A 26,347-nucleotide genomic window follows, 5' to 3' on the forward strand; every position below is an offset into this window, starting at 1 on the left:
GTGAAATCCATTTTTCAAGATGGTATTGTTACTGGATTTTTGCTTATCTATTTTTGAAAAGAATCTAATTATGTCTCAGACTCTTTTCTTTATTTCCCAAATGCTTCTGGATTTTTATTCCATTCTTGTAGAATTTGACGCTCATTTTCTGTGACGTAGCCTTCTTCAATTGCGACATCAATTAGTGTTTCGTAATTGGTCAGTGTGACGAGTTTAATATGTGCTTCGCGCAATCGTTTTTCACTAACAGGTAAGCCATATGTAAAGATTGCGGCGATGCCGAGCACAGTGCAACCGGCTGCTTCAAGGGCTTCTACTGCTTTTAGCGAACTTCCACCAGTTGAAATAAGGTCTTCGATGACGACAACTTTTTGACCGGGCTCGATTGGTCCTTCAATTTGGTTGCCTTTACCATGTTTTTTTGCTTCACCGCGAACATATACCATCGGCAAGTTGAGTAAATCGCTTACCCATGCAGCATGTGGAATACCTGCTGTTGCCGTTCCTGCAACAACTTCACAGTCTGGAAATTCAGCTTTAATTTTTTCAGCTAAGTGCATCGCAATCATTTTGCGCACTTTTGGAAATCCTAGTGTTAGACGATTATCACAATAAATCGGTGACTTCATACCTGATGCCCATGTAAACGGGTCACTTGGCTGTAAAAAGACAGCCTTTATTTTTAATAGTGCTTCTGCCGTGTTTTTTTCCATCATTTTCCCCACTCCTCTACAATTTTCGCATATGCTTTTTGTGGATTTTCTGCTTGTGTAATTGGACGACCAACCACAATGGCACTCGCTTGCATCTCTCGTGCCGCGCTTGGTGTGACGATGCGCTTTTGGTCATCAGATGCGGCGTTTGCTAGGCGGATTCCGGGCGTGACACATAAGAAGTCTGGGTGCGTTATTTTTTTGATGTCATGCGCTTCAAACGCGGAGCAGACCACACCGTCAAGGCCTGATTCGTAGGCGAGCGAACTGTAATTTAAGACAGACTCTAAAAGTGTCGTCTGAATTTGTTGGTCACGCTGCATGTCTGCTTCACTCGTACTCGTAAGCTGCGTCACGGCAATCAGTTTCGGGCGTTTGCCACCTTGGCTGCCTTTTACAAGTCCTGAAAGCGCGGCTTCCATCATGCGTTTTCCGCCGGCAGCATGGACGTTCACCATGTCGACACCAAGCCGTGCAATGACCGCCATGGCGCGTTCCACCGTGTTTGGGATATCATGCAGCTTTAAATCAAGGAAAACTTCGTGCCCTTCCGCTTTAAGCGATTCGACAAAGGCTGGGCCAGTCGCATAGAACAACTCCATTCCTACTTTTAGCGCTAATTTCTCTTCTGCTATTTTTCCCAAAAATCCTGCGACTTGTTCTGCTGTACTAAAATCTAGCGCAATAATTGGTTTTGTCATCTACCTGCCCCTTCTTTCCTCAAGTCTTCTAGCGTGCTTATACCAAGCTCGTCCATGCGAGCAGGAAGTGCATCAATCAGCTTTGGACAAATATGTGGATCCGTAAAATTGAGTGTACCGACTGCGACCGCGTCCGCGCCAGCGATTAAAAATTCCAACACATCATCCACCGTTTGAACGCCGCCCATCCCAATGATGGGGAGTTGTGTGATTGTGCGAACTTCATGAATCATTCGAATTGCCACTGGCTTAATCGCCGGGCCTGACAAGCCACCAGTGCCATTTGCGATAATCGGCTTGCGCGTTTTTAAATCAAGCCGCATGCCAAGTAGCGTATTAATCATCGTCAAGCCGTCCGCGCCAGCTTCAGAAGTTGCTTGGGCAATCGCCTTAATATCTGTCACATTTGGCGAAAGTTTCACATAAACAGGCACCGTTGCCACTTCTTTGACCGCCTTCGTCAATCTGTGCGCCACTTCTGGGTCTGTTCCAAAAGCAATGCCGCCGTGTTTAACGTTCGGACAAGAAATGTTCAGCTCAATCGCTTTGACGGCTTTTGCATCACCGATTTTCGCACAAACTGTGACATAATCTTCTTCTGTTGCTCCCGCCACGTTGGCAATAATCGGCGTATCAAATTGTTCGAGGAAAGGCAGTTCTTCGTTCATCACCGCATCTAAACCGGGATTTTGCAAGCCGATGGCGTTTAGCATGCCACTAGGCGTTTCCGCGATTCGCGGCGTAGGATTGCCAAGACGCGGCTCTGGCGTACAAGCCTTAACCATAATCGCACCGAGTTTGTTTAAATCGAACAAATTCGCGTACTCGCGTCCAAAACCGAAACAACCAGAAGCTGGCATAATCGGATTTTTCAAGTTTAAACCGGGAATATTCACTTCTAAGCGATTCATAATTTCACCTCATTTGCGTTAAAAACGGGGCCATCTTGGCAGACTTTAAATTGCTTTCCGGCTTCATTTCCTTTGCAGACACAAGCATAGCAAGCGCCAATCCCGCAAGCCATGCGTTCTTCAAGCGAAAGGTAAACCTCGGCCTCTTGAAAGCTCGTTTGAACGGCCTGAAGCATCGCGCGTGGACCGCAACTAAAAACCGCATCAGGCGACCAGTCGAACTGGTTCGTAATATCCGTCACAAAACCTTGTGTTCCGTATGTTCCGTCGACCGTACTAATATGGACCTCGCCGAACTTGGCCATTTCCACCTCGTAAAAAATATCCTTTTTTGCCGAAAAACCGTTCACAAACGTTACCGCTGCGCCTAGCGCGTGTAGTTCTTTTCCTAGCTGGTATAAAGGAGGCACGCCAATGCCCCCGCCGACGAGCAGCACCTGCTTGCCCGCTAAATCTTCCTTGACTGAAAACCCATTTCCAAGTGGCCCTAAAACGTCAGCAGAGTCCCCGGCTTCTAACTGTGCCATTTGCCGCGTTCCGTCCCCTTCAACACGGTAAATTAACGTGCATTCGCTGCGCTCTTTATCGTACGCCGCAATACTAATTGGTCGCCTTAAAAGCAAGTCTTGCCTGTTCGGTTTAATCATCAAAAATTGCCCCGGTTGCATCTTTAAAACGTCTTCTCCGCCTAAAACCAGTTCAAAAACGCGGTCGGCAATTTCAGTTTGCCTAATGACTGCCATCTTTTTCGCTTCCATGTTTCTCCTCCCGTCTGTTTAAACGGACTGAATCGCTTCTAGTTCAAATGAGCGTGATTCGAGTACGCGTAAAATTGCTTCCGCCGTATCAAGTGACGTACAAACCGGTATGCCATTTTCAACCGATTCGCGGCGAATTTGGAAACCGTCACGTTCTGGTCTTTTCCCACTCGTCAGCGTATTCACCACAAGGGTAATTTGTCCGTTCCGAATGTAATCCAAAAGCGTTTCATGATTTTCACCAATTTTCTTCACTTCGGAAACTTGAATGCCAGCTTCTTCCAGCACTTTCGTTGTTCCAGCAGTTGCCATAATTGTAAAGCCAATCGTGTTGAAACGTTCCGCTAGCGCAGTGGCTTCTTTTTTATCGCGGTCAGCAATTGTTAGAAGCACCGTCCCGTAGTCATGCATTTTTGTTCCACTTGCTACAAAACCTTTATATAGCGCCTTTTCAAGCGTCACATCTTTCCCCATAACTTCGCCTGTTGATTTCATTTCTGGGCCAAGCGACGTATCTACGCTACGCAATTTCGCGAAGGAGAACACGGGTACTTTTACAAAAATTTCCTTCTTCTCGCGCGCAAGTCCTGGCATAAAGCCAAGCTCCTTCAAGCTCTTCCCTAAAATGACCTTCGTTGCCACATTTGCCATCGGAATGTCCGTAATCTTACTTAAAAACGGCGCCGTCCGACTCGAACGCGGATTCACTTCAATGACGAAAACTTCTTCGCCGCTCACTACATATTGAATGTTCAACATGCCAATAATGCCAAGTCCTGTCGCAAGTTTCGTCGTATAATCCGTAATTTGTTGCTTCACTTTTTGGTTTAAACTTTGGGCCGGATAGACTGCGATAGAATCGCCCGAGTGTACACCAGAACGTTCGATATGCTCCATAATTCCCGGAATAAGCACATCTTTCCCGTCGCTAATGGCATCGACTTCTACTTCCTGACCTTGCACGTAGCGATCGACGAGCACTGGATGTTTCGGATTCACCTTCACTGCGTTGTTCATATAATAGATTAATGCCTCTTCCGATTCGACGATTTCCATCGCACGTCCACCTAGCACGTATGACGGGCGAACTAAAACGGGATAGCCGATTGATTTTGCGACTTCAAGCGCGCCGTCCACAGATGTGGCCGTTTTGCCGGCTGGTTGCGGGATTTGCAAAATTTCAAGCGCCTTTTCAAACTTGTCGCGATTTTCGGCGCGGTCGATGTCTTCTAAGCTGGTGCCTAAAATTTTAACACCGCGTTCTGCTAGCCCTTCCGCCAAATTAATTGCTGTCTGCCCGCCAAATTGCACGACGACACCTAGTGGCTGTTCGATTTCAATGACGTGCATAACATCTTCTAGCGTTAGCGGTTCAAAATACAGCTTGTCGGAAATCGAAAAGTCAGTGGAAACTGTTTCAGGGTTATTGTTGATGATAATCGCTTCATAGCCAGCTTGTTGAATGGCCCAAACAGAATGCACCGTCGCGTAGTCGAATTCCACACCTTGGCCGATTCGAATCGGGCCGGAGCCGAGCACGATGACTTTTTCTTTCTCACTGCGAATCGATTCGTTTTCCTCTTCATAACTGCTGTAAAAATACGGTGTCGTAGAGGCGAATTCGGCGGCACATGTGTCCACCATTTTATAGACTGGCAGCAGATTTTCTTGTTTGCGCAAATCGTAAAGCGCGGCCTCACTTGTTCCCCATAACTCCGCAATAAACGCGTCGGAGAAGCCCATTCGTTTCGCCTCATAAAGCGCCTCGAGGTCTCCTTTTTGCTCTTTTAATTTAGTTTCAAGCGAAATGATTTTTTCTAATTTATACAGGAAGAAAAGATCGATTTTTGTTTTTTCGTGAAGGGACTCGATTGTTTCCCCTCGTCTAAGAGCAGCGGCCAAGAAAAACAGTCTGTCGTCCTCTGGGAAGCGAATTTTTTGTTCGAGCTTCTCGGCTGTTGCCTGTTCTGCTTCTTCTAAATACACGTGACTAGCACCGATTTCGAGGGAGCGTGCGGCTTTTAGGAGCGCTTCTTCCCATGTGCGACCGATGGCCATGACTTCGCCGGTTGCTTTCATTTGTGTGCCGAGTCGTCTATCGCCATTTTCAAATTTATCAAACGGGAAACGCGGGATTTTTGCGACAACGTAATCGAGGGCTGGTTCAAAATGTGCGAAAGTCGTGCCGGTTACGGGATTTTTAATCTCATCTAGTGTGAGACCAACTGCAATTTTTGCGGCTAATTTTGCAATTGGATAGCCGGTTGCTTTTGACGCGAGTGCTGATGAGCGACTAACACGCGGATTCACTTCGATGACGTAATATTGGTAGCTATCTGGGTCGAGTGCAAGCTGAACATTACAGCCGCCTTCAATTTCGAGGGCGCGAATGATTTTCAGCGAAACGTCTCGCAGCAGTTGGTATTCGCGGTCTGAAAGCGTCTGACTTGGCGCAACAACGATGGAATCCCCTGTATGTATGCCGACTGGATCCATGTTTTCCATGTTACAGACGACCATCGCGTTATCATTTGCATCGCGCATGACTTCGTATTCGACTTCTTTGAAACCAGCGATGCTTTTTTCGAGTAGGCACTGCGTCACTGGGCTTAGCTTTAAGCCACTTTGGACGATTTCTGCAAGTTCCGCGTCATCATGACAAATCCCGCCGCCTGAACCGCCAAGCGTATAAGCTGGTCGAACAATAACGGGGTAACCAATTTGGGCTACGAAAGCTTTTGCTTCTTCTAAATCATGAATGATTTCGCTTTCTGGTACAGGCTGTCCTAGTTCATTCATAAGGTCACGAAACGCCTCGCGGTCTTCCGCTTTTTTGATGGCCGTTAAATCGGTTCCGAGTACTTCCACGTTCATCTCATCTAAAATGCCGGCGCCAGCAAGTTCCATTGCCATATTTAGACCCGTTTGCCCCCCAAGTGTTGGTAAAATCGCTTCGGGACGCTCTTTGCGAATGATGCGCGACACAAAGTCGAGTGTGATTGGTTCAATATATACTTTGTCTGCCATTTCAGCATCTGTCATAATCGTCGCTGGATTTGAGTTCACTAAGACGACACGATAACCTTCCTCTTTTAAACTCAAGCAAGCTTGTGTGCCTGCGTAATCAAATTCTGCGGCTTGGCCGATTACAATTGGGCCAGAACCGATTACTAAAATCGTCTTAATATCCTCGCGTTTAGGCATAATCCATCCGTCCTTCCCGGTCTAAATCCATCATTTCTATAAATTGGTCAAACAAGTAATTAACATCGCTTGGTCCTGGGTTCGCTTCTGGGTGATATTGCACGGTGTAAGCAGGATAATCGCGGTGTTTTAAACCTTCAATTGTGCCATCATTTAATTCAACATGCGTCACGGCTAGATCGGTTTTCAAAAGGGAATCTGCGTCCACCGAGTAGCCATGGTTTTGTGCCGTAAAATCGACGCGTCCCGTAGCAAGCTCCTTCACTGGGTGATTGGCACCGCGGTGACCGAACTTCATTTTAAATGTATCCGCGCCATTTGCGAGTGCGAACAATTGGTGCCCTAGGCAGATTCCGAAAAGCGGCACCTTGCCTTGCAAGCCTAAAATCATATCCTTCGCTTCCGGCACATCTTTTGGATCTCCAGGGCCATTTGAGAGCATCACGCCGTCAGGATGCATGTTTAAAATTTCAGCAGCCGTCGTATCGTAAGGCACAACTGTCACGTGACAATTGCGCTTATTTAATTCCTTTAAAATCGAACCTTTCACCCCGTAATCGACAAGCACCACGCGTTTCCCCTCGCCCGGACTCGCAAATGGCTTCGAAGACGACACCTCACTCACTTGGTCAGAGGGCAGCCTAACAGAACGCAAGTGATGCAGTAAGCTTTCTTTATCGGCATCAGCTGGGGCTAAAATGCCTTTTAATGTTCCAACGCTGCGAATCATTTTGGTGAGTTTACGCGTATCAATTCCCGCAATACCCGGAATGTCTTTTTCCTTCAAAAATGCATCAAGCGTCATTTGTTCGCGCCAGTTGGAAGCAAAATCAGCCGCTTCACGGACAATCACCCCTTTAACCACAGGTTGAATCGATTCGAAATCATCGCGATTGATGCCATAATTCCCAACAAGCGGGTACGTGAAGGTAATCATCTGGCCGTAGTAAGAAGGATCGGTAATCGTTTCCTGGTAGCCCGTCATGCCCGTGTTAAACACGACCTCACCAATTGTTTCCTTGTCCGAGCCAATCTTATCGCCGATAAAATAAGTTCCATCTTCAAGCATTAACATTCTTTTCATCATTTATCCCCCCAAGTGTAGACGATTTCGCCACGTGCGATTGTTAAAACTGGCCATCCGAAACATTTCACGCCGCCAAACGGTGTATTTCTTCCTTTCGATAAAAACGTCTCCGGATTAATTTCCTCTTCTTTGTCTAAATCGATAACCGCAATATCGGCAACATCTCCGATACCAAGATGTCCGTACGAAAGCTTAAATACCTCTGCTGGTTTCTCCGCCATATAACGCGTAAGCTGTGCGAGCGTCCAGTCCCCGTTTTTCACAAAATGCGTGTACAGAAGCGGAAACGCCGTCTCAAGTCCGACAATGCCAAATGCGGCTTTCTCCATTGACACGTTTTTTTCGCTTTCCGCATGCGGGGCGTGGTCTGTTGCGATAAAGTCAATCGTCCCGTCAAGCAACCCTTCTAAAAGCGCGTTTTGATCCTCACGACTTCTAAGTGGCGGATTCATTTTCCAATTGCCAATATCGCCTGGAATGTCCTCCTCATTTAGTAGCAGGTGATGCGGTGAAACTTCTGCCGTCACATGAATGCCAGCGCGTTTTGCGTCGCGCACAACACGCACCGATTCTTTAGTTGAAATATGGCAGACATGATAGTGGCACCCTGCTCTTTCGGCGAGCAAAACGTCACGCGCAATTTGAACGGACTCCGCAATATTTGGAATCCCTTTTAACCCCGATTCCTTCGCGAACTTCCCGTCATGGACAACTCCCCCGTAGACAAGCGAGTTATCTTCGCAGTGAGCGACAACCGCCATATCGAGCTTCGCCGCGCGCTTCATCGCTTCGTACATTGTACCAGCCGTTTGAACGCCAACCCCGTCATCGGTAAACGCAAAAGCTCCTGCGCTTTTTAAGCCCGAAAAATCAACGAGCTCGTCCGTGCCAAGTTCTTTCGTAATCGAGCCATATGGTAAAACGCGAACGCGCGCTGTTTCCTGAATTCGTTCGACGAGTGCAGCCATTTTTTCTGGCGTATCTGGAACTGGCTTCGTATTTGGCATTGAGCAAACCGTCGTGTAGCCGCCTTTCGCTGCCGCTTTCGTCCCGGTTTCAATGGTCTCCTTATGCTCCCCGCCTGGTTCGCGCAGATGCACATGGACATCAATTAGCCCCGGTGAAACAAATTTCCCTTTGACGTCAATAACTGTCGCCGTTTCTTCCGTGATGTTTTCAGCAATCTTCACAATTTTGTCGCCGCTTATTAAAATATCTTGCTTTGTTAATTCCCCGTTTTCGTTTAAAATTTGTCCGTTTTTTAAAATGTACATGTTTTCACCCTCACTTCTTTTTCTTTTAAAACTGCTTCCAAAATTGCCATGCGCATATAAACGCCGTTTGTCATCTGTTCAATAATGCGCGACTTGGCCGACTCTACTAAAGAATCTGCAATTTCCACATCGCGATTAACTGGGCTTGGGTGCATGATAATCGCTTGTTCACCCATTTTATTTGCGCGCGCTTCCGTCAAACCAAATGTTTGATGGTACGTTTCTTTATGGAAAATCGCCTCGCCGTCGTGGCGCTCGTGTTGAACGCGCAGCAGCATGACAACATCTACCGTTTCAACGAGCGTATCCATCGTCATATGCTGTCCAAACGCGCTTAGCTCATTGTTGAACCATTCATCTGGGCCGGCAAAATAAATGTCAGCACCAAGTCGTTTGAGCACTTTCATATTCGAATTCGCCACGCGACTGTGGGAAATATCGCCGACAATGCCGACTTTCAAACCGGTGAAGTACCCAAATTGTTCGCGAATGGTGAATAAATCGAGCAGGCACTGGCTAGGATGCTCGCCGCAACCGTCACCGCCGTTTATAATGGCCATATCAAGCGTGCGTAATTCATCGAAGAAGTTTTCAGCTGGGTGGCGAATAATTGCGATGTCCGTCCCGAGTGCTTGCATGGTTAAAGCCGTATCATAAAGCGTCTCACCTTTTGTTACGCTAGAGGCACCAGGCTCAAAACTTAACACGTTCATGCCGAGTTTTTTCTCAGCCATCTCAAAGCTTGTATGTGTTCGTGTACTCGGTTCAAAAAACAAATTGACAGCGTAGACTTCTTTTTCGAATTTCGTTTTTTCTTCTTTTTTAAAAAAAGCCGCTTGGTTTAAAAGCCCTTCAATTTCTTCATTACTTAGTTCGTCCATCGTCAAAAGATGTTTCATTTTATAACGCCACCTTCCATTTTTTCTATATAAAGACCTCTTTTAGATTTTTCCAAAAGAGGTCTTACATTTACGCGTGTTTCTTCTCGGGAATGACTAAGTTTAAAATAATCCCAACGACAGCTGCCATCGCCATTCCAGTAATTTTCACGGAATTGATTTCTACGAAGAAGCCACCGATGCCGATAACGAGCACGACAGAAGTAATAATTAAGTTGCGGTTAATATTTAAATCGATTTGGTTGTCAATCATCATTCTAAGCCCACTTGAAGCGATAACACCGAATAACAGGAACGAAATCCCGCCTAGAACAGCTTGCGGTACAGATGTGATGATAGCGTTGATGTAGCCAATAAAGCCGAATAATACAGCGAACACAGCCGCCCCGCCAATGACGAAGACGCTATAAACCCGTGTAATCGCAAGCACACCAATGTTTTCCCCGTATGTCGTAACAGGAGGCCCACCGATAAGCGACGCAATAACAGAAGCCGTTCCGTCCGCAATAAGCGAGCGATGTAGCCCTGGATCTTTAAAGAAATTTCGGTTCGTAATTTTGTTTAAAACGAGTTGGTGCCCCATATGCTCAGCCATCGTGACGAATGCAAGTGGCGCCATACTAATGATGACCGTTGCCGTTACAACCGGGTCAGCATCAATAAATGGAATTGTGAAATCTGGAATTTGGAACAAACTAGCTTGTTTGACAAGTGAGAAATCAACGAGACCAAATGGAATGCTTACAAGGTAGCCAACGAAGAAGCCGAATAAAATCGGAATCAGTCCGAAAAATCCTTTGAAAGCAATCATTGCAATCACTGCGGCCATTAACGTAATCAGCGCAACAGCAACTGACTGGAAGCTATAATCGCCACCACTACTTGTTCCCATCGCCATAGCAGCAGCATTTGGTGCAAGGCTAAGCCCGATAACCATAATTACTGGTCCAACTACAAGTGGCGGCAAGACTTTTTGAATCCATTCAACACCTGCATAGTAAACAATTAAAGAAATAATCGCATACACGACCCCGACGGAAAACGTTCCGACCATAACCGAGCCCGGCGAATCTGCCAACATAAACATCGTGAGTGGCTGAATGAATGCGAATGAGGAACCTAAGTAAGCGGGAATCTTGCCGCGTGTAATTGCTAAATACGCGAGTGTCCCGAGCCCACTCGATACAAGGGCGACGCCGGGATTCATTCCTGTCACACTTGGTACAAAAATGGTTGAGCCAAACATCGTAAATAGATGCTGAATACTTAAAACAATCCATTTATTCCAAGTAGGTTTTTCGTGTATATCAAGTACTGGCTTTGCTTCGATTTGTTCTGACATTTTTTTCTCTCCTTTAATTAAAAAACTCCCTGCGCTAGGCAAAGAGTTAGAAAGGTAGAGTTTGGCTCTACGACTCCACTCTTTGCTAGCCTCTCTGGACTGCATTTAAAAAGTGTTTTATTTGAGTATCATGATGGCATCTTCGTCCGTATCTACTTCAGAAAGATGCACTTCAATACGTTCTTCTTTTGAGGTCGGCACATTTTTCCCGACAAAATCGGCGCGAATTGGTAGTTCTCTGTGGCCACGATCAGCGAGCACCGCAAGCTCAATTTGCTCCGGACGACCAACGTCCATTAGCGCATCCATCGCTGCACGCACCGTTCGCCCCGTGTATAGCACATCGTCCACTAAGACAATCTTTTTCCCTTCTAAGGAAAATGGGATTTCCGAGCCGTTTACAGATGGTTCTCGCGTTTCTGCGTTTTTAAAACTTAAATCGTCGCGGTAAAGCGCGATATCGACTTCCCCGACAGGCACTGCCACGCCTTCGATTTCCTGAATGCGCGCTGCAATTCGTTTAGCAAGGAAAATGCCACGCGTTTTAATCCCGACAAGCGCTAAGTTTTTTGCGCCTTTGTTGCGCTCAATAATTTCATAGCTGACACGAGTAAGGGCACGCCCTACTGCTGCTTGATCCATGACGACTACTTTTTCAGCCATAATGTCCTCCTTTACATATAAAAACCCTTCACCAAAGCGGCGAAGGGTATACGTATCATGCGTATAGGGAAATACACTTTTCCCGTACAAAACGTTTACCTTTTTAGCCTCTCTGGACTACCTTTAAAGGTGCTCTTTAACTTCCTTCAGCTTACAGGAAAAAAGAATATGTGTCAATGCTTTTTACCTAAAAAAATAAATTCATGTTATAATGATGAAAGAATAAAGTAAAGGAGTGGCATTTATGGCTAAATCTAAAGCAAAAAAACAGCGTGAAAAGCTCGTGCGCGAAGGTCGCCTAAACCCAGAAATAAAACGCAGTCCTTTCCACACACTCGACTTATCCACACGCAAAACGAAAACCAAAAAAGATGCGTTGTATCAAAACAAATATAAAAACCATTCTTTGGGTGATGAAAAGAATGGTTTTTATTTTGCAATTAAATTGTTGTTTTTGTGTATTTGGAAAGGAGAAGGAAGATACTCCTTTTCGCCTAAAATGTAACCTCCATACTATCAGGAGCATTCGCACTTGTAAGGTTTTCAAAATACCAGAAGTACACATTGTCACCATCTAAAGTAATTGGAATAACTTTTGTTGCGGTTTGCCCGTCTATTTTTAATTTTGGTGTATTTATTGCTTTAGAAATTCCCCATTGCAACTTCGTAGTTTCTGGACTTAAATTAAAAGTTTGTTTTGGATTGTTCATTTTAATGGCTAGTTGAATCATTTCTACATTTGATAGTTTTGATTTTTTCTGTGAATCCAGCTGCGCCTGCCAGACAATTTGTGTTGCATTTGTTGGATTTGAATACTGTTCTTGTCCTGAGTCTAATTTTAATTGGTATTTATACACTGTTATCGTATCTTTATTTTCATAAGAAGATTTGAAAAATATGATTTGATGATTGTCGTCTTTTAAAGATAATAATTGCTCACCCAAACTATCTTTATCAAGAGCAACCGAGAAGGTATTATTTGCAGTAGCCTTATCAATAGATGGATAAAATTTCACAACATTTTCTTCATTTTTCTTCTCCTCTCCCTTCAGAGATTCAGCTGTATTTGAACAGCCCATTAAAACAAAGAAAATGCTTAATGAAATTTTAAAAAAAGCTACATTTTTTTGATTCATATTATGGCCTCTTTTCATTATGCAATTGCGCATGCTTGGTTCCAGTCACTCTTAATCGGCTCCCTACTTTAACACCATTTTATCTTAAAATCTGCCGTCCCTTTTATCGCTGTGCACTTTTCCCCCAATATAACACAAAACTCTCGAACAAAAAAGAGCACCACGAAAGCACTCTTTTCCAAAAATATTCAATTTGATTCGCGTAATGTTGCGAGGGTTTCGTGAAAAACGTCTGGTAATGGAGCTTTAAAATGCAGGCGCTCGCCCGTTTTTGGATGTTCAAATCCTAACTCACTTGCGTGCAAGAATTGGCCGTTGCCTTTTAACGTGTTTTTTGGTCCATATTTCGGGTCGCCGGCAAGGGGGTGCCCGATGTATTTCAAATGAACGCGGATTTGATGCGTCCGGCCAGTATCTAGTTGGCATTTTATAAGCGTGTAGGCACCAAATCGTTCGACGACTTCAAAATGCGTGCGCGCTTCCTTGCCATCTGCAACAATCGCCATCTTTTTGCGATCTTCTTTTGCTCGTCCAATCGGCGCTTCAATCGTGCCCTTTTGGTGCTTAATATCACCATGGACGAGAGCCAAATAAATCCGGTCGCTCGTCTTGTTCTTCAGCTGTTCTGAGAGCGACTCGTGTGCCGCATCGTTTTTCGCCACCATTAGAAGCCCCGACGTATCTTTATCGATACGGTGAACAATGCCAGGACGGACGACCCCATTTATCCCCGACAAATCCTTACAATGATAAAGTAGCGCGTTCACAAGCGTACCGGACATGTGGCCCGCTGCCGGGTGAACGACCATGCCTTGCGGTTTATTCACGACCAAAACATCTTGATCTTCGTAATAAATATCGAGTGGGATATCCTCTGCTTCCGCAACAAGTTCTGTGACCTCCCGAATTTGGTAGGTGATAACGTCGCCCGTTTGCACTTTATAGTTCGCTTTGACGCTTTCGCTATTTACAAGAACATCACCCGACTTTAGCATCGATTGAACAAGTGAACGGCTTAAATCGGTCAGTTCACTAAGTGCCTTATCTAGGCGGGCACCTTTCATTTCTTCAGTAATTTCAAGCTTCATGAATTCGTTCCTTTCGTTTTGCGATCATCTAAGAAGACGTAAATAAGCATGAGCACTACCCCAATTGATAGCGAGGCATCCGCAATATTAAAAATCGGAAAATGATAGCTTCCCCACACGGTGGCAATGAAATCCACGACTTCCTGATGCAATAATCGGTCAATGAAATTCCCTAAAGCTCCGCCTAAAATGAGCGCCAAGCTAACAGAAAATAATGTGTGACCTTTCGCATACTTTTGCATAATATAAACAATAATGCCGACAACGATGACAGTAATAATATAGAAGAGCCACATTTTTCCTTCTAAAATGCTCCAAGCAGCTCCGTTATTTCGGTAACTTAGCCAGTAAAGGAAATTCGGAATCACCGTAATTTGTTCCCCGATTTCCATATTTTGTACCACTAGCCATTTTGTAAATTGGTCGACAATTAAAACGGCGACCGTGATGAGATAATAATAGTACATCTATTCTCCTCTTTTCCAAAAAGAAAAACCACCCATCGACTGGGCAGCTTTTCCGAGTCATTATATCCATTGTAAAATATATTGCGCTAAAAATAAAGCCGCAATCACATACATCACAGGCGAGATCTTTTCCTCTTTTTTTACAAATAAATGTAAAATGGGGTACGCGATAAAGCCTGCGGCAATTCCGTCCGCGATACTGTAGGCGAAAGGGATAATGACAATAATGAGTAGGCTTGAAAAACTATTCGCAGGATTTTTTAAATCCATTTCTTTTAATTCCTGTACCATCGACATCCCGATGATGATTAGAATCGGCGCAACCGCGCTGTTTGGAATAACTGAAAGGAATGGCATTAAAAAGAGCGAACATAAGAACAAAACACCCGTTGTAACACTTGCAAGGCCTGTTTTGGCGTTGCTTGCAATCATCGAGCCGCTTTCAAGTGCGGAAACCGTTGGACTTGTTCCGAAAATCCCGGATAAAAACACGGTCACAGAACTCGCTTGAAGCACTCGTGGTAAGCGTTCCTCATGTTTTAATTGCCGCACTTGACCGTATGTCAAACCGACCGTTTCAAACACGACAACCATCGTTAGAGAAAATACGCCAGACCAGAAGGCCACTTCCGTTATGCCGGAAAAATCGAGTTGCAAGAACACGTCTTTAAACGGTGCTAGGCTAAGCGCGCTTCCGCTCACTTTTCCGTTTATGCCGAAGAAATAGCCAATGATCGTTCCGATGAGTAGGCTGACTAAAAAGCCGCCTGGCACTTTGCGAATGACGAGAATCATCGTTACAAGTAGCGTGAGTATGGTCGCTAAAACGGCGGGGTCATCTAATTTACCAAGCGCTAAAATCGAATGACTGCCACGCGTTACAATTCCGCCTTTCTCTAAGCCAAGTAAAATCAAGAAGAACCCTAATCCAACTGTTATAGCTTGCTTCAAGACAAGTGGAATGGCTTCATTTAATTTTCGAGCCAAAGGGGTAAAAGCAAGCACCATAAAAATGATACCGCTCACGACAACGACAGCGAGCGCTTGCTCGAATGAAAGCCCCATCGTGTTTACTAGGCTGTATGCAAACAGCGCATTAATCCCCATACCGGGCATTAAAATAAGCGGTAAGTTTGCCCAAAAGCCCATTAGAAAACAGCCTACTACGGAAATGAAAATCGTTGCGATGACAACGCCCTCGTAACTCATTCCTGCCTCACTCAAAATCGAACTGTTGACAACAATGATGTACACAACGGTGAAAAAGCCAATCATGCCAGCTAAAAGTTCAGTGCGAATTGTCGTACCTTCCTTCTTTAGCTGAAACATTTGTTCAAAAACTTTTTTCATTTTTCTTCCCTCTATGAAATTGTCCCTCTCCCAACCCACAAGGATACGCCTTGTCACAAGATAAAATTATAGCAAAGAACTGGCTAAAAGTAAACGCTACTTCGCGAGTCCGCCGTGTATCCGCTCAAAATTGAGTTGCATCATTTCCAAATACGAGTCACCCGCTGTCCCGTTTTTCGCTGTTGAATCAGTAAACAGTTTGGCAACAATAGGGACGTCCGTTTCTTTGGAAACACTTTCCATGCTTCGCGGATCCACGCTCGTTTCAACAAATAAGCTTTTCACATTGCGCGTACGAATGGTCTTAATAATTTGGCGCATCTGTTCCGGAGTTCCTTGACTTTCAGTATTAATCTCCCAAATGTAAGCCGCAGAAAGTCCGTATCTTTCAGCAAAATATTTAAACGCTCCCTCACTTGTTACAAGCGTCTTCTGATTCTCATTCAAATCACCGAAAGCAGCAAGGCCTTCCGCATCTAGTTTCTCCAATTTGGCAATATAGTCCTTAGCCCGTTTTTCGTAATACGCTTTATTATCAGGATCTTTTTTGGAAAGTGCCTTCTCAATGTTTTTCACATAAATAATCCCGTTTGATACATCTAACCAAGCGTGCGGATCCGTTTCACTCTCCTTCCCCTTTTCCGTCAAATATTTCGGTTTTACACCTTCACTCAAAACTGTTGCATCGTCTTGCGATTTCCCGGCCGTTTCAAGCATCTTCGTAAACCAGCCATTGCCCGTTTCAAGATTTAAACCGTTGTAAAAAATAACATCCGCATCCGTTGCTTTCTGAATGTCCTCCGGTAACAAATCGTATTCATGCGGATCTACGCCTGCCTGCACAATGTTATATAAATCAATTTTATCTCCGCCAACATTTTTCACCATATCTGCTAAAATCGAATACGTGGCGACAACTTGCAATTTGTCAGTTGATTTTTCTTTATCGCTAGCCGCACCGCACGCACCAAGCACGACCAAAGCGAGGAAACTCGCAAATAAAATAACGCGTTTCATCCTAAAACCCCTTTCTTTTTAACTAAAATAAGATTTTTGCTTATAAAAATGATGATAAATAAAAGCGTTGCCGTGAGTACAATGGTTGCGCCGGAAGCCAAGTTATAGCGATAGCTTAAAAACAGCCCAATCACAGAACTCACTGCACCGAATGAAGCAGCCAGAAAAATCATCGTCTTCAGCCGGTGGGTGATTAAATACGCTGTAGCAGCTGGCGTAATGAGCAGTGCAACGACGAGAATAATCCCCACTGTTTGCAGCGCCGCAACCGTCACGAGCGTGAGCATCAACATAAGAAAATAGTGCAAGAAGCGCGTGTTATAGCCATATGTTTCGGCCACAACCGGATCAAAAGAACTGATAAACAATTCTTTGTAAAAAAGGCCAATTAATGTGACGACAATGGCCGCAATTCCAATCGTCAGCCACATGTCTGATGAACGTACAGCGAGTACATTCCCAAACAAAATGTGATACAAATCCGTGCTGCTTTTCGCAAGCGTAATTAAAATAATGCCTAGTGCAAAAAAAGCACTAAATACGATTCCAATCGCCGTATCGCTTTTAATCGTACTTTTCTGGTTCACAAATCCAATCCCGAACGCCGCCAAAATACCGAATAGCACCGCCCCAAAGAAAAAATTAATGCCTGCCATATACGAAATCGCAACGCCTGGTAACACCGCATGACTAATTGCATCCCCCATCAGCGACATACCACGCAAAATGATAAAACTACCAATGACGCCGCACACAATTCCTACCGCAACAGACGTAAGCAATGCTTTTTGTAGAAATTGGTATTCAAATAATCCTTGAACAAATTCCATTTTATCCGCCCCTCACCATTTGAACCTCATAAGCTCGTTTAATCATCTCGTCTGTAAAATGAGCCTCAACAGGTCCAGCTGTAATTAATTTTTTATTTAGTAAAATAATCTCATCGAAATATTCTGCTACTTTATGAAAATCATGGTGAACAACGACAATTGTTTTGCCAGAGTCGCGCAGTTTTTTCAGCAGTCCCATAATAAATCTTTCACTCGTCGCATCAATTCCCGCAAAAGGTTCATCTAGCAAAAAAATTTCCGCATTTTGTGCTAGCGCTCGTGCAATAAAAATGCGTTGCAATTGTCCGCCAGATAATTGACCAATTTGTTTCTTTGCATAGCTTTCCATTCCAACTTGTTTAAGCGCCTGATGCGCCCGCTCTTTTTCTTTCTTTCCGGGCTTTTGCATCAACCGCAAACTTGGATAGGTTCCAAGCAGAACCGTTTCTTGGACAGTTATAGGAAAAGTTAAATCGATTTCACTACGTTGCGGAACATAAGCAATTTTTTGTTTCACTTTTATAAGCGCCACATCCGAAATCATCACCTCTCCTGCTTCACGCTTCACGAGCCCCATCATCGCTTTTAGTAACGTCGATTTCCCAGCCCCGTTAGGCCCAATAATTCCCGTTAATTTTCCAAGCTTTATCGCAACACTAATATCGTCCAACACAACTTTATCTTCGTATCGAACCGTGATATTTGTAATATCCATAAAATCCTCCTCTTTCCCAAAAGACTCTTTTTGAACTAAAACTAAAATTGTTTCCTTTGACCAACTTTTATTTTAGTATAATCGAGACATTTTAAAAAGGCAAGGTTTTTGTATAAAAAAGAACCTCACATACGTGAGGTTCAATCAATTGAGTCCGCTAACTTTTTTAATAGCCGTTTAAATTCTTCTTGTTCGGCATCTGAAAAGACAGCGAAGCGTTTTACAATTAATTCGCGTTTTCGTTTGCTGACTTCCTTAACAATTTTCTCCGCTTCGTCAGTGAGTGAAAGCAAAATGATGCGTCTATCTTCTGTTAAACGATTGCGCGTAATAAGCGAACGAGCGACTAGCGCGTCCGTGAGTGATGTAATGTGGCTCGCCGAAACGTCCAGTTTTCTAGCTAAATCACTCGTTTTATTAACACCACTACTAATCAATCTCAAGACGCGGTATTCACCGCTGCTCATTTTTTTGTCTAAAACAGATTCAATATCATGGCGAAAACTGCTGAATACTCTTTTGACGGCTGCTTCAATTTCTAAATAGTTATCCACTTCAATATCCTCCTGTGTGTATCTCTTATTTGGTCATCGCTTTTGCGGCATTTAATTGCGGATCGTTTTCCTTCAGTTGTTTTTGAATCAACTCCACTAACTTGTCCGTCGTTTTCCCAGTCATAATGCCTGTTTGTTCCAAATCATTATCACGTTGGAAGCGTTCCACTGCATAGGCGGTTTCGGTTGTGTAAAGCCCATCAACATCGCCAACATTGTAGCCAAGCGCTTTTAGGAGTTCTTCAATGGTCTTAACATTATCGCCAAAATCATTGATTGTATATTTCTCGCTGCTAGGTGGAACTGTTGCTGTCGCATAAGCTGGCATGCTGATGACCTTATCAGGCGTAATTCCTTTTTTATGAATCCATGTGCCGTTTGGTGTGAGCCACTTCGCAATGGTTAGTTTAATCGTTGACCCGTCCTCGATAGTTTTAGCTGTTTGGACCGTGCCTTTTCCAAAGGACTTCGTACCAACGATTTGAATATCCCCTGATTCACTCGCTGCTGCTGCTAAAATTTCCGATGCACTTGCGCTACCATTATCAATCAATATCGTTGTTGGCACTTTTACTTTATAGCCATCATTTGCTGAACTGTCTGCTGTAATGGCTGTTTTTTCGCCATCTTTGTCCTCTTCTTGCACAACCACTTTCCCATCTGGAACGAACATACTAGCAATACTTACCGCTTGATCCAGCAAGCCGCCTGGGTTTCCGCGCAGGTCCATAACAAGACCTTTCATGCCGTCTTTATCAAGTGATTTCAATGCTTTTAAAAGTTCTTCAGATGTATTCTCAGAGAAAGTACTGATGGTGACGTGCGCAATTTTATCGTCGCCCATTTCTTTATAAACCGTTTCAATCGGAATTTCTGCACGCGTGATTACCACATCAAAAGGCTTATCAACACCAGGGCGTTGAATAGTAAGTGTTACTTTCGTGCCTTTTTCCCCGCGGATTTTTTTCGTTGCTTCTGTGGCAGTATCACCTTTGACTGATTTCCCGTCTACTTTTAAAATAATATCTTTTGGTTTAATGCCCGCTTTTTCAGCTGGAGAATTTTTAATCGGTGAAACGACCATGATGTTTCCGTCCTGCTCTTGAATTTCAGCACCGATTCCTTCAAAGCTTGAGCTAATCGAATCATTGAAATCCTCCGACTCTTTTTCTGTCATAAAAGTTGAGTAGGGATCATCTAGCGAATTTATCATCCCTGTAATCGCTCCATCAACTAAATCTGCTGAATTCGTGTCTTGGTAGAAGTTTTTCGTAATCTCGTCGTACGCTTCATATAATTTTGTAAACTCTTTACGTTCTGGAATGGAAACTTTTACTTGTTTATCTTCCCCAAGTGACATCACAATCGTTGTAACAAGCGCTGTCACGAACACAAAGGCAAATAAAAGCATAATAAATGGAAATGTCTTTATTTTAATATAGCCATGTCCTGGCTTCTGTTTTTTCGAGTTATTCTCATCTTGTTGTTGGTTTTGATCCATCAACCTTCACCACTTTCTTTATGTATAGCAACTTTCATTTACTATCCTAACTTTTTTATTTTAACAGTTTTTCCCCGTTTATGGTATCCTTTTCCATTGAAATAATTGTAATAAGCTTACAATATAAAAAGCGCAATCAAAAAAGATTGCGCTCAGCTTGTAGAAAAACTCTAAACTTTAAGCCAAACAAAACGTACCACGCACAATCAGACTGATGACAAATGGTGAGATTCTTACGCATTGCCGAGTACCGCACCGGAGCGTACTTGAGTACGTGATGACTGAAAACAGGAAGGGCGTAGTTTGCCCGACCATGTGAGAAGTTAGGCGAAGCGGAGCGGAACGGAGGCTTTAACGACGAAGATTGCTGTTTGTCATCAGTCTGAGCGCAATCAAAAAAGATTGCGCTTTTTATATTTCCTTCGCGATTAAACGACTTCATAGCCTGCTTCTTCAACAGCTTCCGCCATTTGTGTTTGGGTTACTTTGCTAGCATCAAAGCTAACCGTCGCAGTTCCTTCTTCAAGTGAAACTGTGGCTGCTGAAACACCAACTAATTCTCCTAGCGCTTTTTCAACGCGCGCTTTGCAATGATCGCAGCTCATTCCTTCAATTTCTAATACTTCTTTTTCCATACTAATCTCCTCCTAATTTTTAAATTTATATCTTTTTAGTCGCAGTGCGTTACTGACAACAGATACGGAACTAAACGCCATGGCAAGTCCTGCAACCCACGGGGCAAGTAGCCCAAGGGCTGCAATTGGAATACCGGCACAATTATAGGCTAACGCCCAAAAGAAGTTTTGTCGAATGTTTCGCATCGTAGCACGGCTAAGCTCAACGGTTTCTGGAATGAGCGTTAAACGATGGCCAACAAGCGTTACGTCACCAGTTTCAATTGCTATGTCGGTACCTGTTCCGATGCTAATTCCTACATCAGATGCGGCAAGAGCTGGGGCATCATTTATACCATCGCCAACAAAGGCTACGACATGACCTTCATTTTGCAGTTTAACGACTAACTCACTTTTATCCCCAGGGAGTTGTTCTGCAAAAAATCCATCAAGTTGTAAGGCGTCAGCCATATTTTGAACGACAACGGTTTGGTCACCCGAGGAGACAAAAGTTTTAATCCCTTGCGCCTGCAAGCTTCGAATCGCCTGAACCGCTTCTGGACGAGCTACATCAGATAACGCGAAAGCACCCGCAAAAGTTCCTTCAATCGCCATTAATACGACCGTTTTCCCCTCTTGCATAAAGGATTCAACTTGTTCGCGAGCATCCTCAGAAAGCTCCGTTATCGCCTGAATATACCGGTAAGAACCGAGCTCCACTTTTTGACCGTCCATGACACTTGACATGCCGTGGCCTGCTTTTGCGCGAACGCGACCAATTTCAACGCCGTCCGTTTGAACACCGTCTTCAGCGAGCTTACGATTTATCGCCATCGCAATTGGATGTTCACTTTGCGACTCAATTACGAGCGCATATTTTAGAAAGCGTTCATCGGTACTAAAAACATCCGTCACATTTAGCTTGCCTTCTGTAAGCGTACCTGTTTTATCGAAAATAATCGTGTCAACTTTCGACGTGCGTTCAAGATGTTCGCCACCTTTGAATAAAATACCATTTTCAGCGCCTTTCCCAGTTCCAGCCATAATGGCGGTTGGAGTCGCTAAGCCAAGCGCACATGGACAGGCGATAACAAGAACGGCGATAGCAACTTCAAGTGCATGACTCAATTCGCCGCCGACTAAAAGCCAAGTAATGAAAACAACAAGGGCGATGCCTAAAACTACGGGAACAAAAATACCTGAAATTTTATCGGCGATTCTTTGGATAGGAGCTTTCACACCCTGTGCCTCTTCTACTAATCGAATAATCGATTGTAAAACAGTTTCTTCCATTCGTTTTGTTACGCGAACTTGCAAGACACCATCAAAATTCACCGTACCACCGATGACGTCGTCGCCTGCTTTTTTATTCACGGGGACTGGTTCTCCGGAAATCATTGACTCGTCGATACTCGTTTCGCCAGATACAATAATACCATCTATGGGTATTTTTTCGCCCGGACGAATGACTAAAATATCCTCTAGGCGGAGCTCTTCAAGCGGTACCTTCCATTCTTTTCCGTCGCGAAGCACGTTCGCTTCTTTCGATTGAAGTTTTAGTAACCCTGCGATGGATTCCGTCGTGCGTGAAGTCGCATAGCTTTCGAGTAGTTTCCCAAGCAAAATGAGCGTAATCAGAATCGCACTCGTTTCAAAATAGTAATGCGGCATATCTGTTTGTCCTGTCATTTGCAAAATGTACTCGACAAGGCTGTAAAAATAAGCTGCGCTCGTTCCAAGTGCGACGAGAACATCCATATTCGCGCTTTTCCCCCGAAGTGCTTTGTAAGCTCCGTCATAAAAACGATACCCAATAATAAACTGCACAATGCTGGCCAAAACGAGTTGAACTGTCGGGTTAATGACGTTCATCACAGTGTGGGCAAAGCTTGTCGTAGCAAGCCCGGGAATATGTGAAATCATCGTAAGTAAGAGCGGAAGCGAAAGAATCGCCGAAATGACAAAACGCCAAACTTCTTTTTGGAAATTCTTCGCTAAAATTTCGTCTTTTTCGGCTTTGGACATTTTTTCTTTCGCATCATATCCTGCGTGCTTGACAACCCCAATCAAACCATCTGGCGAAATCACGTCTGGGTCATAGTAAACCGCCGCGCTTTCCGTTACCAAATTGACGTTCGCCTGCTTAACGCCATCTGCTTTATTTAATGATTTTTCAACGCGCGTCGAGCAGGCCGCACACGTCATACCAAATATATTTAAATCTTGCCGAATGTATTTCTCCTCCATTTAAAACACTCCTTTTACGTTTTGGAAAATTGGCGTATTGTTTGGACCAAATCATCCAAAACTGCTTCGCCGTCGCCCTGACTTGCAGCGTCCATCACGCAGTGCTTCGTGTGATGCTCAAGCACTTCTAGTCCAACTTTTTTTAGCGCCGAATTCGCCGCCGAAATTTGCACGAGAATATCCGTACAATACCGATCATCTTGCACCATTTGTTGAATTCCACGAATCTGTCCTTCCACGCGCTTTAATCGATTTAAAATTTGCTTTGTTTCCTCCGAATCGCGCGGAACAATTGGTTTATCCATATTCATGCGAGCCCCTCCTTTTTCGATTTACAATTACTATTATACCCCCTATAGGTATAAAAGCAAGTGTTTTGTTCAAAAAAAAAGAATCATGATACATCATGATTCTAAAAAACTACTTCGCACTAGCCGCCTGAACTTCCTTATCCAAAGCTTCTACGTGGTCAAAAAATTCTTCTAGCGTCCAGTTATTTTCGTAAATAATTTTAGCCGCATCTACACCCACATAACGGAAATGCCAAGACTCATATTGATATTCTGTAATGGCTTCCTTGCCTGCTGGATAGCGTAAAATAAATCCATACTGATGCGCATTTTCTTTCGCCCACTTGCCTTCTGGTGTGGCGCCAAAGCCTTCGCTTAAATTGAAATCCGCACTTTTAGATGAAATATCCATCGCGAGCCCCGTTTGATGTTCGCTAGTTCCCGGATAAGCCACAGCCTCGCGCGCCTTAGCATCACCTTTCGCATTTACTTCGGCTTGGAAAACTTCTTGTTGGCGTTTATAAGAACGATACCCCGATACGGCATATAAATCGTACCCAGCCTCTTTTGCTCCTTGGAACATTTTCGAAAGACCTTCCGCTGCCTCTTTTCGCATATGCGCTTTTTCAATAGAAGTATCTCCGAATGAGAAAGCGACATCAGGCACGACTAAGTCGGCTGGTGCGTACGTTGGTTGCATCGAGTATTTCTTATTCGCTAAAATTAAAAGATTATCTTCATTTTCAATATACGTAATACCATTTTCCACTTTTGTCTGATTTTGCTTATCAATAAACGGATAAAGTGGGTCTTTTTTTAATTTTTGCAGTTCCGTATTTTGTGTAACTTCGTTTGTCGGTGCATTTACTTGCTTTTGCGAATCAACATCATGAACAGTTTGTACGATGGACACACAAATCGCAAGCGCTATGCCAATAATTGTATTCATGTGAAATGATCAACCTTTCTGAATAACTGCACAATGCCCCCATCAGCTTTTTAAGTTCTAAATTTCGTTTTAGCGTGTAGCGGAAAGCGCCACTTCAATCATATCATCGAAAGTCGTTTGGCGTTCTAATGCCGTTGTTTCTTCCCCAGTAAAAATATGATCGCTAACGGTTAAAATTGCTAACGCACGACGATTGTATTTTTGAGCTAGCGTATAAAGTGCAGCGGCTTCCATTTCAATCCCAAGCACACCATAATCCGCTAATTTTTGTTTATCAAGCTCATCATTGTAGAAACGGTCAGATGAAAAGACATTGCCAACTTTAATTGATAAGCCTTTTTCAACACCTGCGTCATACGCTTTTTTTAGTAAGCTAAAATCTGCAACAGGTGCAAAATCAACACCGTCAAACGTATTGCGATTAATTTGTGAATCAGTAGAAGCCGCTTGAGCAATGACTACATCACGTACTTTGACGTCTTTTTGCATGCCGCCCATTGTACCAACACGAATTAAATTTTGAACGTCATAACTTTGAATGAGCTCATTCACATAAATCGATATCGAAGGTACACCCATTCCTGTTCCCATGACGGACACTTTTTGCCCTTGATAAGTTCCTGTAAAACCAAGCATCCCGCGAACATCATTAAATAAAACTGGCTTTTCAAGAAAGCGCTCTGCAATATGTTTCGCACGTAAAGGATCTCCTGGCAATAAAATACTTTCGGCAATTTCACCTTGTTTTGCTGCAATATGTACACTCATCTTACTTTCCTCCTTAGCGGTTTTTTTCTTCGTCTAACAAGTACTCGTCCCAAAGTTCATCAAAAGTCGCCATACCATTTAAATAAGGCGCATTTAACTCTAAATAATCACTTAAAGTATGATAATTTTTCGCTTGTTTTGGAAAACTATGATCTTTATAAGCTGCATTCGCAAAATTTGTCTTTGCGTCCTGCTTTACTGGATCCCGATAAGTCATTAAAAAATGGTAAAAAGATCGTCCCAAATTCGTTCCCTCCATCTTGTTTTTCAACTTTTACTATAGAGGATTTTCGCGAAAAGGTAAAGCTAAATTGTAAAAATGATGAAATCAGCGCTCAGATAGCTTTTTCAAGATTGCTTCACAAATTTCGTGGGTTTCTAGTGCGTCATCTTTTGAAATTGGTTCTGCCGCACCGCTTCTGACAGCATCTAAAAAGGCATGGATAATCGATACGAAGCCGCGTTTTGCGAGCGTTCCTTCCCAATCTGCATGGCGCACTAGGCGCGTTTCGATGCCGGTTTGAATCGTTAGTTCCGTCAAATTGGCGACGGTCCATTTTCCGTTTTTCGTCATCAATTCAGCTTTTTCTTCGCTGACACCGCTATTTCGGTTCATGATGGCCGTTGCGTTTTTCGTTTCGCCCTTGAATTGTACCGTTACACTCGCTAATAAGTCTCCGTCAAACGTACCGTAGACATCAAAATCCTGAATTTTTTCCCCTAAAAGAAAACGAACCGAATCGATAACATGAATGAAATCGTCATAAATGAACGTTCGCGCCTCACCTGGTTGGTTCGGGCGATTTTTTTGAATGACAATCATATTGGCATCTGGAAGCTCTTTAAGCGTTTGATAAAACGGCACAAAGCGGCGATTGAAGCCCGTCATAAACAGCGTCTTTTTTTCTTTTGCAAGTGCTGTCAATGCGCGCGTTTCCTCGATATTATCCGAAATCGGTTTATCAACATATACGGAAATCTGATTGTCTAAAAGTTGGCGCACGATTTCTGGATGACTTGCCGTTGAACTATGTACAAATGCGGCTTCAATACCCGCTTCAATGAGCGAATCAATCGACTGATGAATATACGGAAAGCGATATTTATCGCTAAGCTGTTTCAATTTCAACGAATTTCTTGTATAAAGATGAATTTCAACATTTTCCATTTCTGCAAAAACTGGCAAATACGCCTTTTGTGCAATCCCACCTAACCCAATAATTGCGACTTTCATTCTAGCACTCTCCTTTAAAAGAAGGCCCTTTAGAA

At 43.7% G+C, this 26,347-nt stretch carries 27 protein-coding genes; 1 reads left to right on the forward strand and 26 read right to left on the reverse strand.

The genetic code is table 11. The features are described from left to right. Window positions 1–89 precede the first annotated feature (89 nt). The 10 genes from pyrE to pyrR form a co-directional block, all read right to left on the reverse strand. Window positions 90–716, reverse strand: a complete 627-nt coding sequence (gene pyrE, locus BN1609_RS02085; protein ID WP_088815139.1) for an orotate phosphoribosyltransferase — start codon at window positions 714–716, stop codon at window positions 90–92. Next, window positions 713–1,414 carry an orotidine-5'-phosphate decarboxylase gene (gene pyrF / locus BN1609_RS02090; protein WP_088808641.1) on the reverse strand — a complete coding sequence of 234 codons (702 nt, stop codon included), beginning with the start codon at window positions 1,412–1,414 and terminating at the stop codon, window positions 713–715. The genes pyrE and pyrF overlap by 4 nt, the downstream gene beginning before the upstream one ends. Beyond that, window positions 1,411–2,325, reverse strand: a complete 915-nt coding sequence (locus tag BN1609_RS02095) for a dihydroorotate dehydrogenase (RefSeq protein WP_088808640.1) — start codon at window positions 2,323–2,325, stop codon at window positions 1,411–1,413. Before BN1609_RS02095 ends, pyrF begins: the two co-directional genes overlap by 4 nt. Then, entirely contained in the window at window positions 2,322–3,083 is a 762-nt protein-coding gene (locus BN1609_RS02100; RefSeq protein ID WP_088840463.1) for a dihydroorotate dehydrogenase electron transfer subunit, read from the reverse strand. Before BN1609_RS02100 ends, BN1609_RS02095 begins: the two co-directional genes overlap by 4 nt. Window positions 3,084–3,101: 18 nt before the next feature. Further along, window positions 3,102–6,287, reverse strand: coding sequence for a carbamoyl-phosphate synthase large subunit (carB, locus tag BN1609_RS02105; RefSeq protein ID WP_088825292.1), 3,186 nt, complete (start codon window positions 6,285–6,287; stop codon window positions 3,102–3,104). Then, complete coding sequence (locus BN1609_RS02110) at window positions 6,280–7,374, reverse strand: carbamoyl phosphate synthase small subunit (RefSeq protein WP_088808637.1); 1,095 nt, start codon at window positions 7,372–7,374, stop codon at window positions 6,280–6,282. The genes carB and BN1609_RS02110 overlap by 8 nt, the downstream gene beginning before the upstream one ends. After that, window positions 7,371–8,648 carry a dihydroorotase gene (locus BN1609_RS02115; protein ID WP_088808636.1) on the reverse strand — a complete coding sequence of 426 codons (1,278 nt, stop codon included), beginning with the start codon at window positions 8,646–8,648 and terminating at the stop codon, window positions 7,371–7,373. The genes BN1609_RS02110 and BN1609_RS02115 overlap by 4 nt, the downstream gene beginning before the upstream one ends. Next, entirely contained in the window at window positions 8,636–9,547 is a 912-nt protein-coding gene (locus tag BN1609_RS02120; protein ID WP_088808635.1) for an aspartate carbamoyltransferase catalytic subunit, read from the reverse strand. The genes BN1609_RS02115 and BN1609_RS02120 overlap by 13 nt, the downstream gene beginning before the upstream one ends. 70 nt (window positions 9,548–9,617) lie before the next feature. Then, window positions 9,618–10,889, reverse strand: a complete 1,272-nt coding sequence (locus tag BN1609_RS02125) for a solute carrier family 23 protein (protein ID WP_088808634.1) — start codon at window positions 10,887–10,889, stop codon at window positions 9,618–9,620. 117 nt (window positions 10,890–11,006) lie between these two features. Next, window positions 11,007–11,552 (reverse strand): bifunctional pyr operon transcriptional regulator/uracil phosphoribosyltransferase PyrR, encoded by a 546-nt coding sequence (gene pyrR, locus BN1609_RS02130; RefSeq protein ID WP_088808633.1) that lies wholly within the window; start codon window positions 11,550–11,552, stop codon window positions 11,007–11,009. Between the two features lie 244 nt (window positions 11,553–11,796). Here pyrR and BN1609_RS02135 point away from each other — a divergent pair, with 244 nt between their 5' ends. Continuing rightward, the gene (locus BN1609_RS02135) at window positions 11,797–12,057 is read left to right on the forward strand and encodes a hypothetical protein (protein ID WP_088825294.1); all 261 of its coding nucleotides are present in this window, start codon (window positions 11,797–11,799) and stop codon (window positions 12,055–12,057) included. On the opposite strand, the gene BN1609_RS02140 is transcribed toward BN1609_RS02135, so the two are convergent. From BN1609_RS02140 to BN1609_RS02215, 16 genes are all read right to left on the reverse strand, one after another. Further along, window positions 12,047–12,688 (reverse strand): hypothetical protein, encoded by a 642-nt coding sequence (locus BN1609_RS02140; RefSeq protein ID WP_088825295.1) that lies wholly within the window; start codon window positions 12,686–12,688, stop codon window positions 12,047–12,049. The genes BN1609_RS02135 and BN1609_RS02140 overlap by 11 nt on opposite strands. Window positions 12,689–12,876: 188 nt before the next feature. Next, window positions 12,877–13,776, reverse strand: coding sequence for an RluA family pseudouridine synthase (locus tag BN1609_RS02145; protein WP_088815135.1), 900 nt, complete (start codon window positions 13,774–13,776; stop codon window positions 12,877–12,879). After that, window positions 13,773–14,243 carry a signal peptidase II gene (gene lspA / locus BN1609_RS02150; RefSeq protein WP_088808629.1) on the reverse strand — a complete coding sequence of 157 codons (471 nt, stop codon included), beginning with the start codon at window positions 14,241–14,243 and terminating at the stop codon, window positions 13,773–13,775. Before lspA ends, BN1609_RS02145 begins: the two co-directional genes overlap by 4 nt. 60 nt (window positions 14,244–14,303) lie before the next feature. Further along, window positions 14,304–15,593: an NCS2 family permease gene (locus tag BN1609_RS02155; RefSeq protein WP_088808628.1), complete on the reverse strand. Its 1,290-nt coding sequence runs from the start codon at window positions 15,591–15,593 to the stop codon at window positions 14,304–14,306. 96 nt (window positions 15,594–15,689) lie between these two features. Continuing rightward, the gene (locus BN1609_RS02160; RefSeq protein ID WP_088825296.1) at window positions 15,690–16,610 is read right to left on the reverse strand and encodes a metal ABC transporter substrate-binding protein; all 921 of its coding nucleotides are present in this window, start codon (window positions 16,608–16,610) and stop codon (window positions 15,690–15,692) included. Continuing rightward, complete coding sequence (locus BN1609_RS02165; RefSeq protein WP_088808626.1) at window positions 16,607–17,440, reverse strand: metal ABC transporter permease; 834 nt, start codon at window positions 17,438–17,440, stop codon at window positions 16,607–16,609. Before BN1609_RS02165 ends, BN1609_RS02160 begins: the two co-directional genes overlap by 4 nt. Before the next feature lies 1 nt (window position 17,441). After that, entirely contained in the window at window positions 17,442–18,155 is a 714-nt protein-coding gene (locus BN1609_RS02170) for a metal ABC transporter ATP-binding protein (RefSeq protein ID WP_088840464.1), read from the reverse strand. A gap of 140 nt (window positions 18,156–18,295) precedes the next feature. Continuing rightward, complete coding sequence (locus tag BN1609_RS02175) at window positions 18,296–18,709, reverse strand: MarR family winged helix-turn-helix transcriptional regulator (protein WP_088808624.1); 414 nt, start codon at window positions 18,707–18,709, stop codon at window positions 18,296–18,298. Between the two features lie 25 nt (window positions 18,710–18,734). Further along, complete coding sequence (locus tag BN1609_RS02180; RefSeq protein WP_088808623.1) at window positions 18,735–20,210, reverse strand: S41 family peptidase; 1,476 nt, start codon at window positions 20,208–20,210, stop codon at window positions 18,735–18,737. Between the two features lie 428 nt (window positions 20,211–20,638). After that, on the reverse strand, window positions 20,639–20,845 hold the full coding sequence (locus BN1609_RS02185; protein WP_088808622.1) for a copper ion binding protein: 207 nt from the start codon (window positions 20,843–20,845) through the stop codon (window positions 20,639–20,641). A gap of 12 nt (window positions 20,846–20,857) precedes the next feature. After that, complete coding sequence (locus BN1609_RS02190; RefSeq protein ID WP_088840465.1) at window positions 20,858–23,071, reverse strand: cation-translocating P-type ATPase; 2,214 nt, start codon at window positions 23,069–23,071, stop codon at window positions 20,858–20,860. Window positions 23,072–23,085: 14 nt separating this feature from the next. Continuing rightward, a complete protein-coding gene (locus BN1609_RS02195; protein WP_088808620.1) occupies window positions 23,086–23,382 on the reverse strand; it encodes a metal-sensing transcriptional repressor in 297 nt (98 codons plus the stop codon). A gap of 109 nt (window positions 23,383–23,491) precedes the next feature. After that, window positions 23,492–24,310: a D-alanyl-D-alanine carboxypeptidase family protein gene (locus BN1609_RS02200; protein WP_088808619.1), complete on the reverse strand. Its 819-nt coding sequence runs from the start codon at window positions 24,308–24,310 to the stop codon at window positions 23,492–23,494. 69 nt (window positions 24,311–24,379) lie between these two features. Further along, window positions 24,380–25,078, reverse strand: coding sequence for a purine-nucleoside phosphorylase (gene deoD / locus BN1609_RS02205; protein ID WP_088808618.1), 699 nt, complete (start codon window positions 25,076–25,078; stop codon window positions 24,380–24,382). Between the two features lie 13 nt (window positions 25,079–25,091). After that, window positions 25,092–25,322, reverse strand: coding sequence for a YozE family protein (locus tag BN1609_RS02210; protein WP_088815129.1), 231 nt, complete (start codon window positions 25,320–25,322; stop codon window positions 25,092–25,094). A gap of 84 nt (window positions 25,323–25,406) precedes the next feature. Then, a complete protein-coding gene (locus tag BN1609_RS02215; RefSeq protein ID WP_088840466.1) occupies window positions 25,407–26,312 on the reverse strand; it encodes a Gfo/Idh/MocA family protein in 906 nt (301 codons plus the stop codon). Between the last annotated feature and the right edge of the window lie 35 nt (window positions 26,313–26,347).

The organism is Listeria sp. ILCC797 (assembly GCF_900186185.1).
GTDB lineage: Bacteria > Bacillota > Bacilli > Lactobacillales > Listeriaceae > Listeria > Listeria goaensis.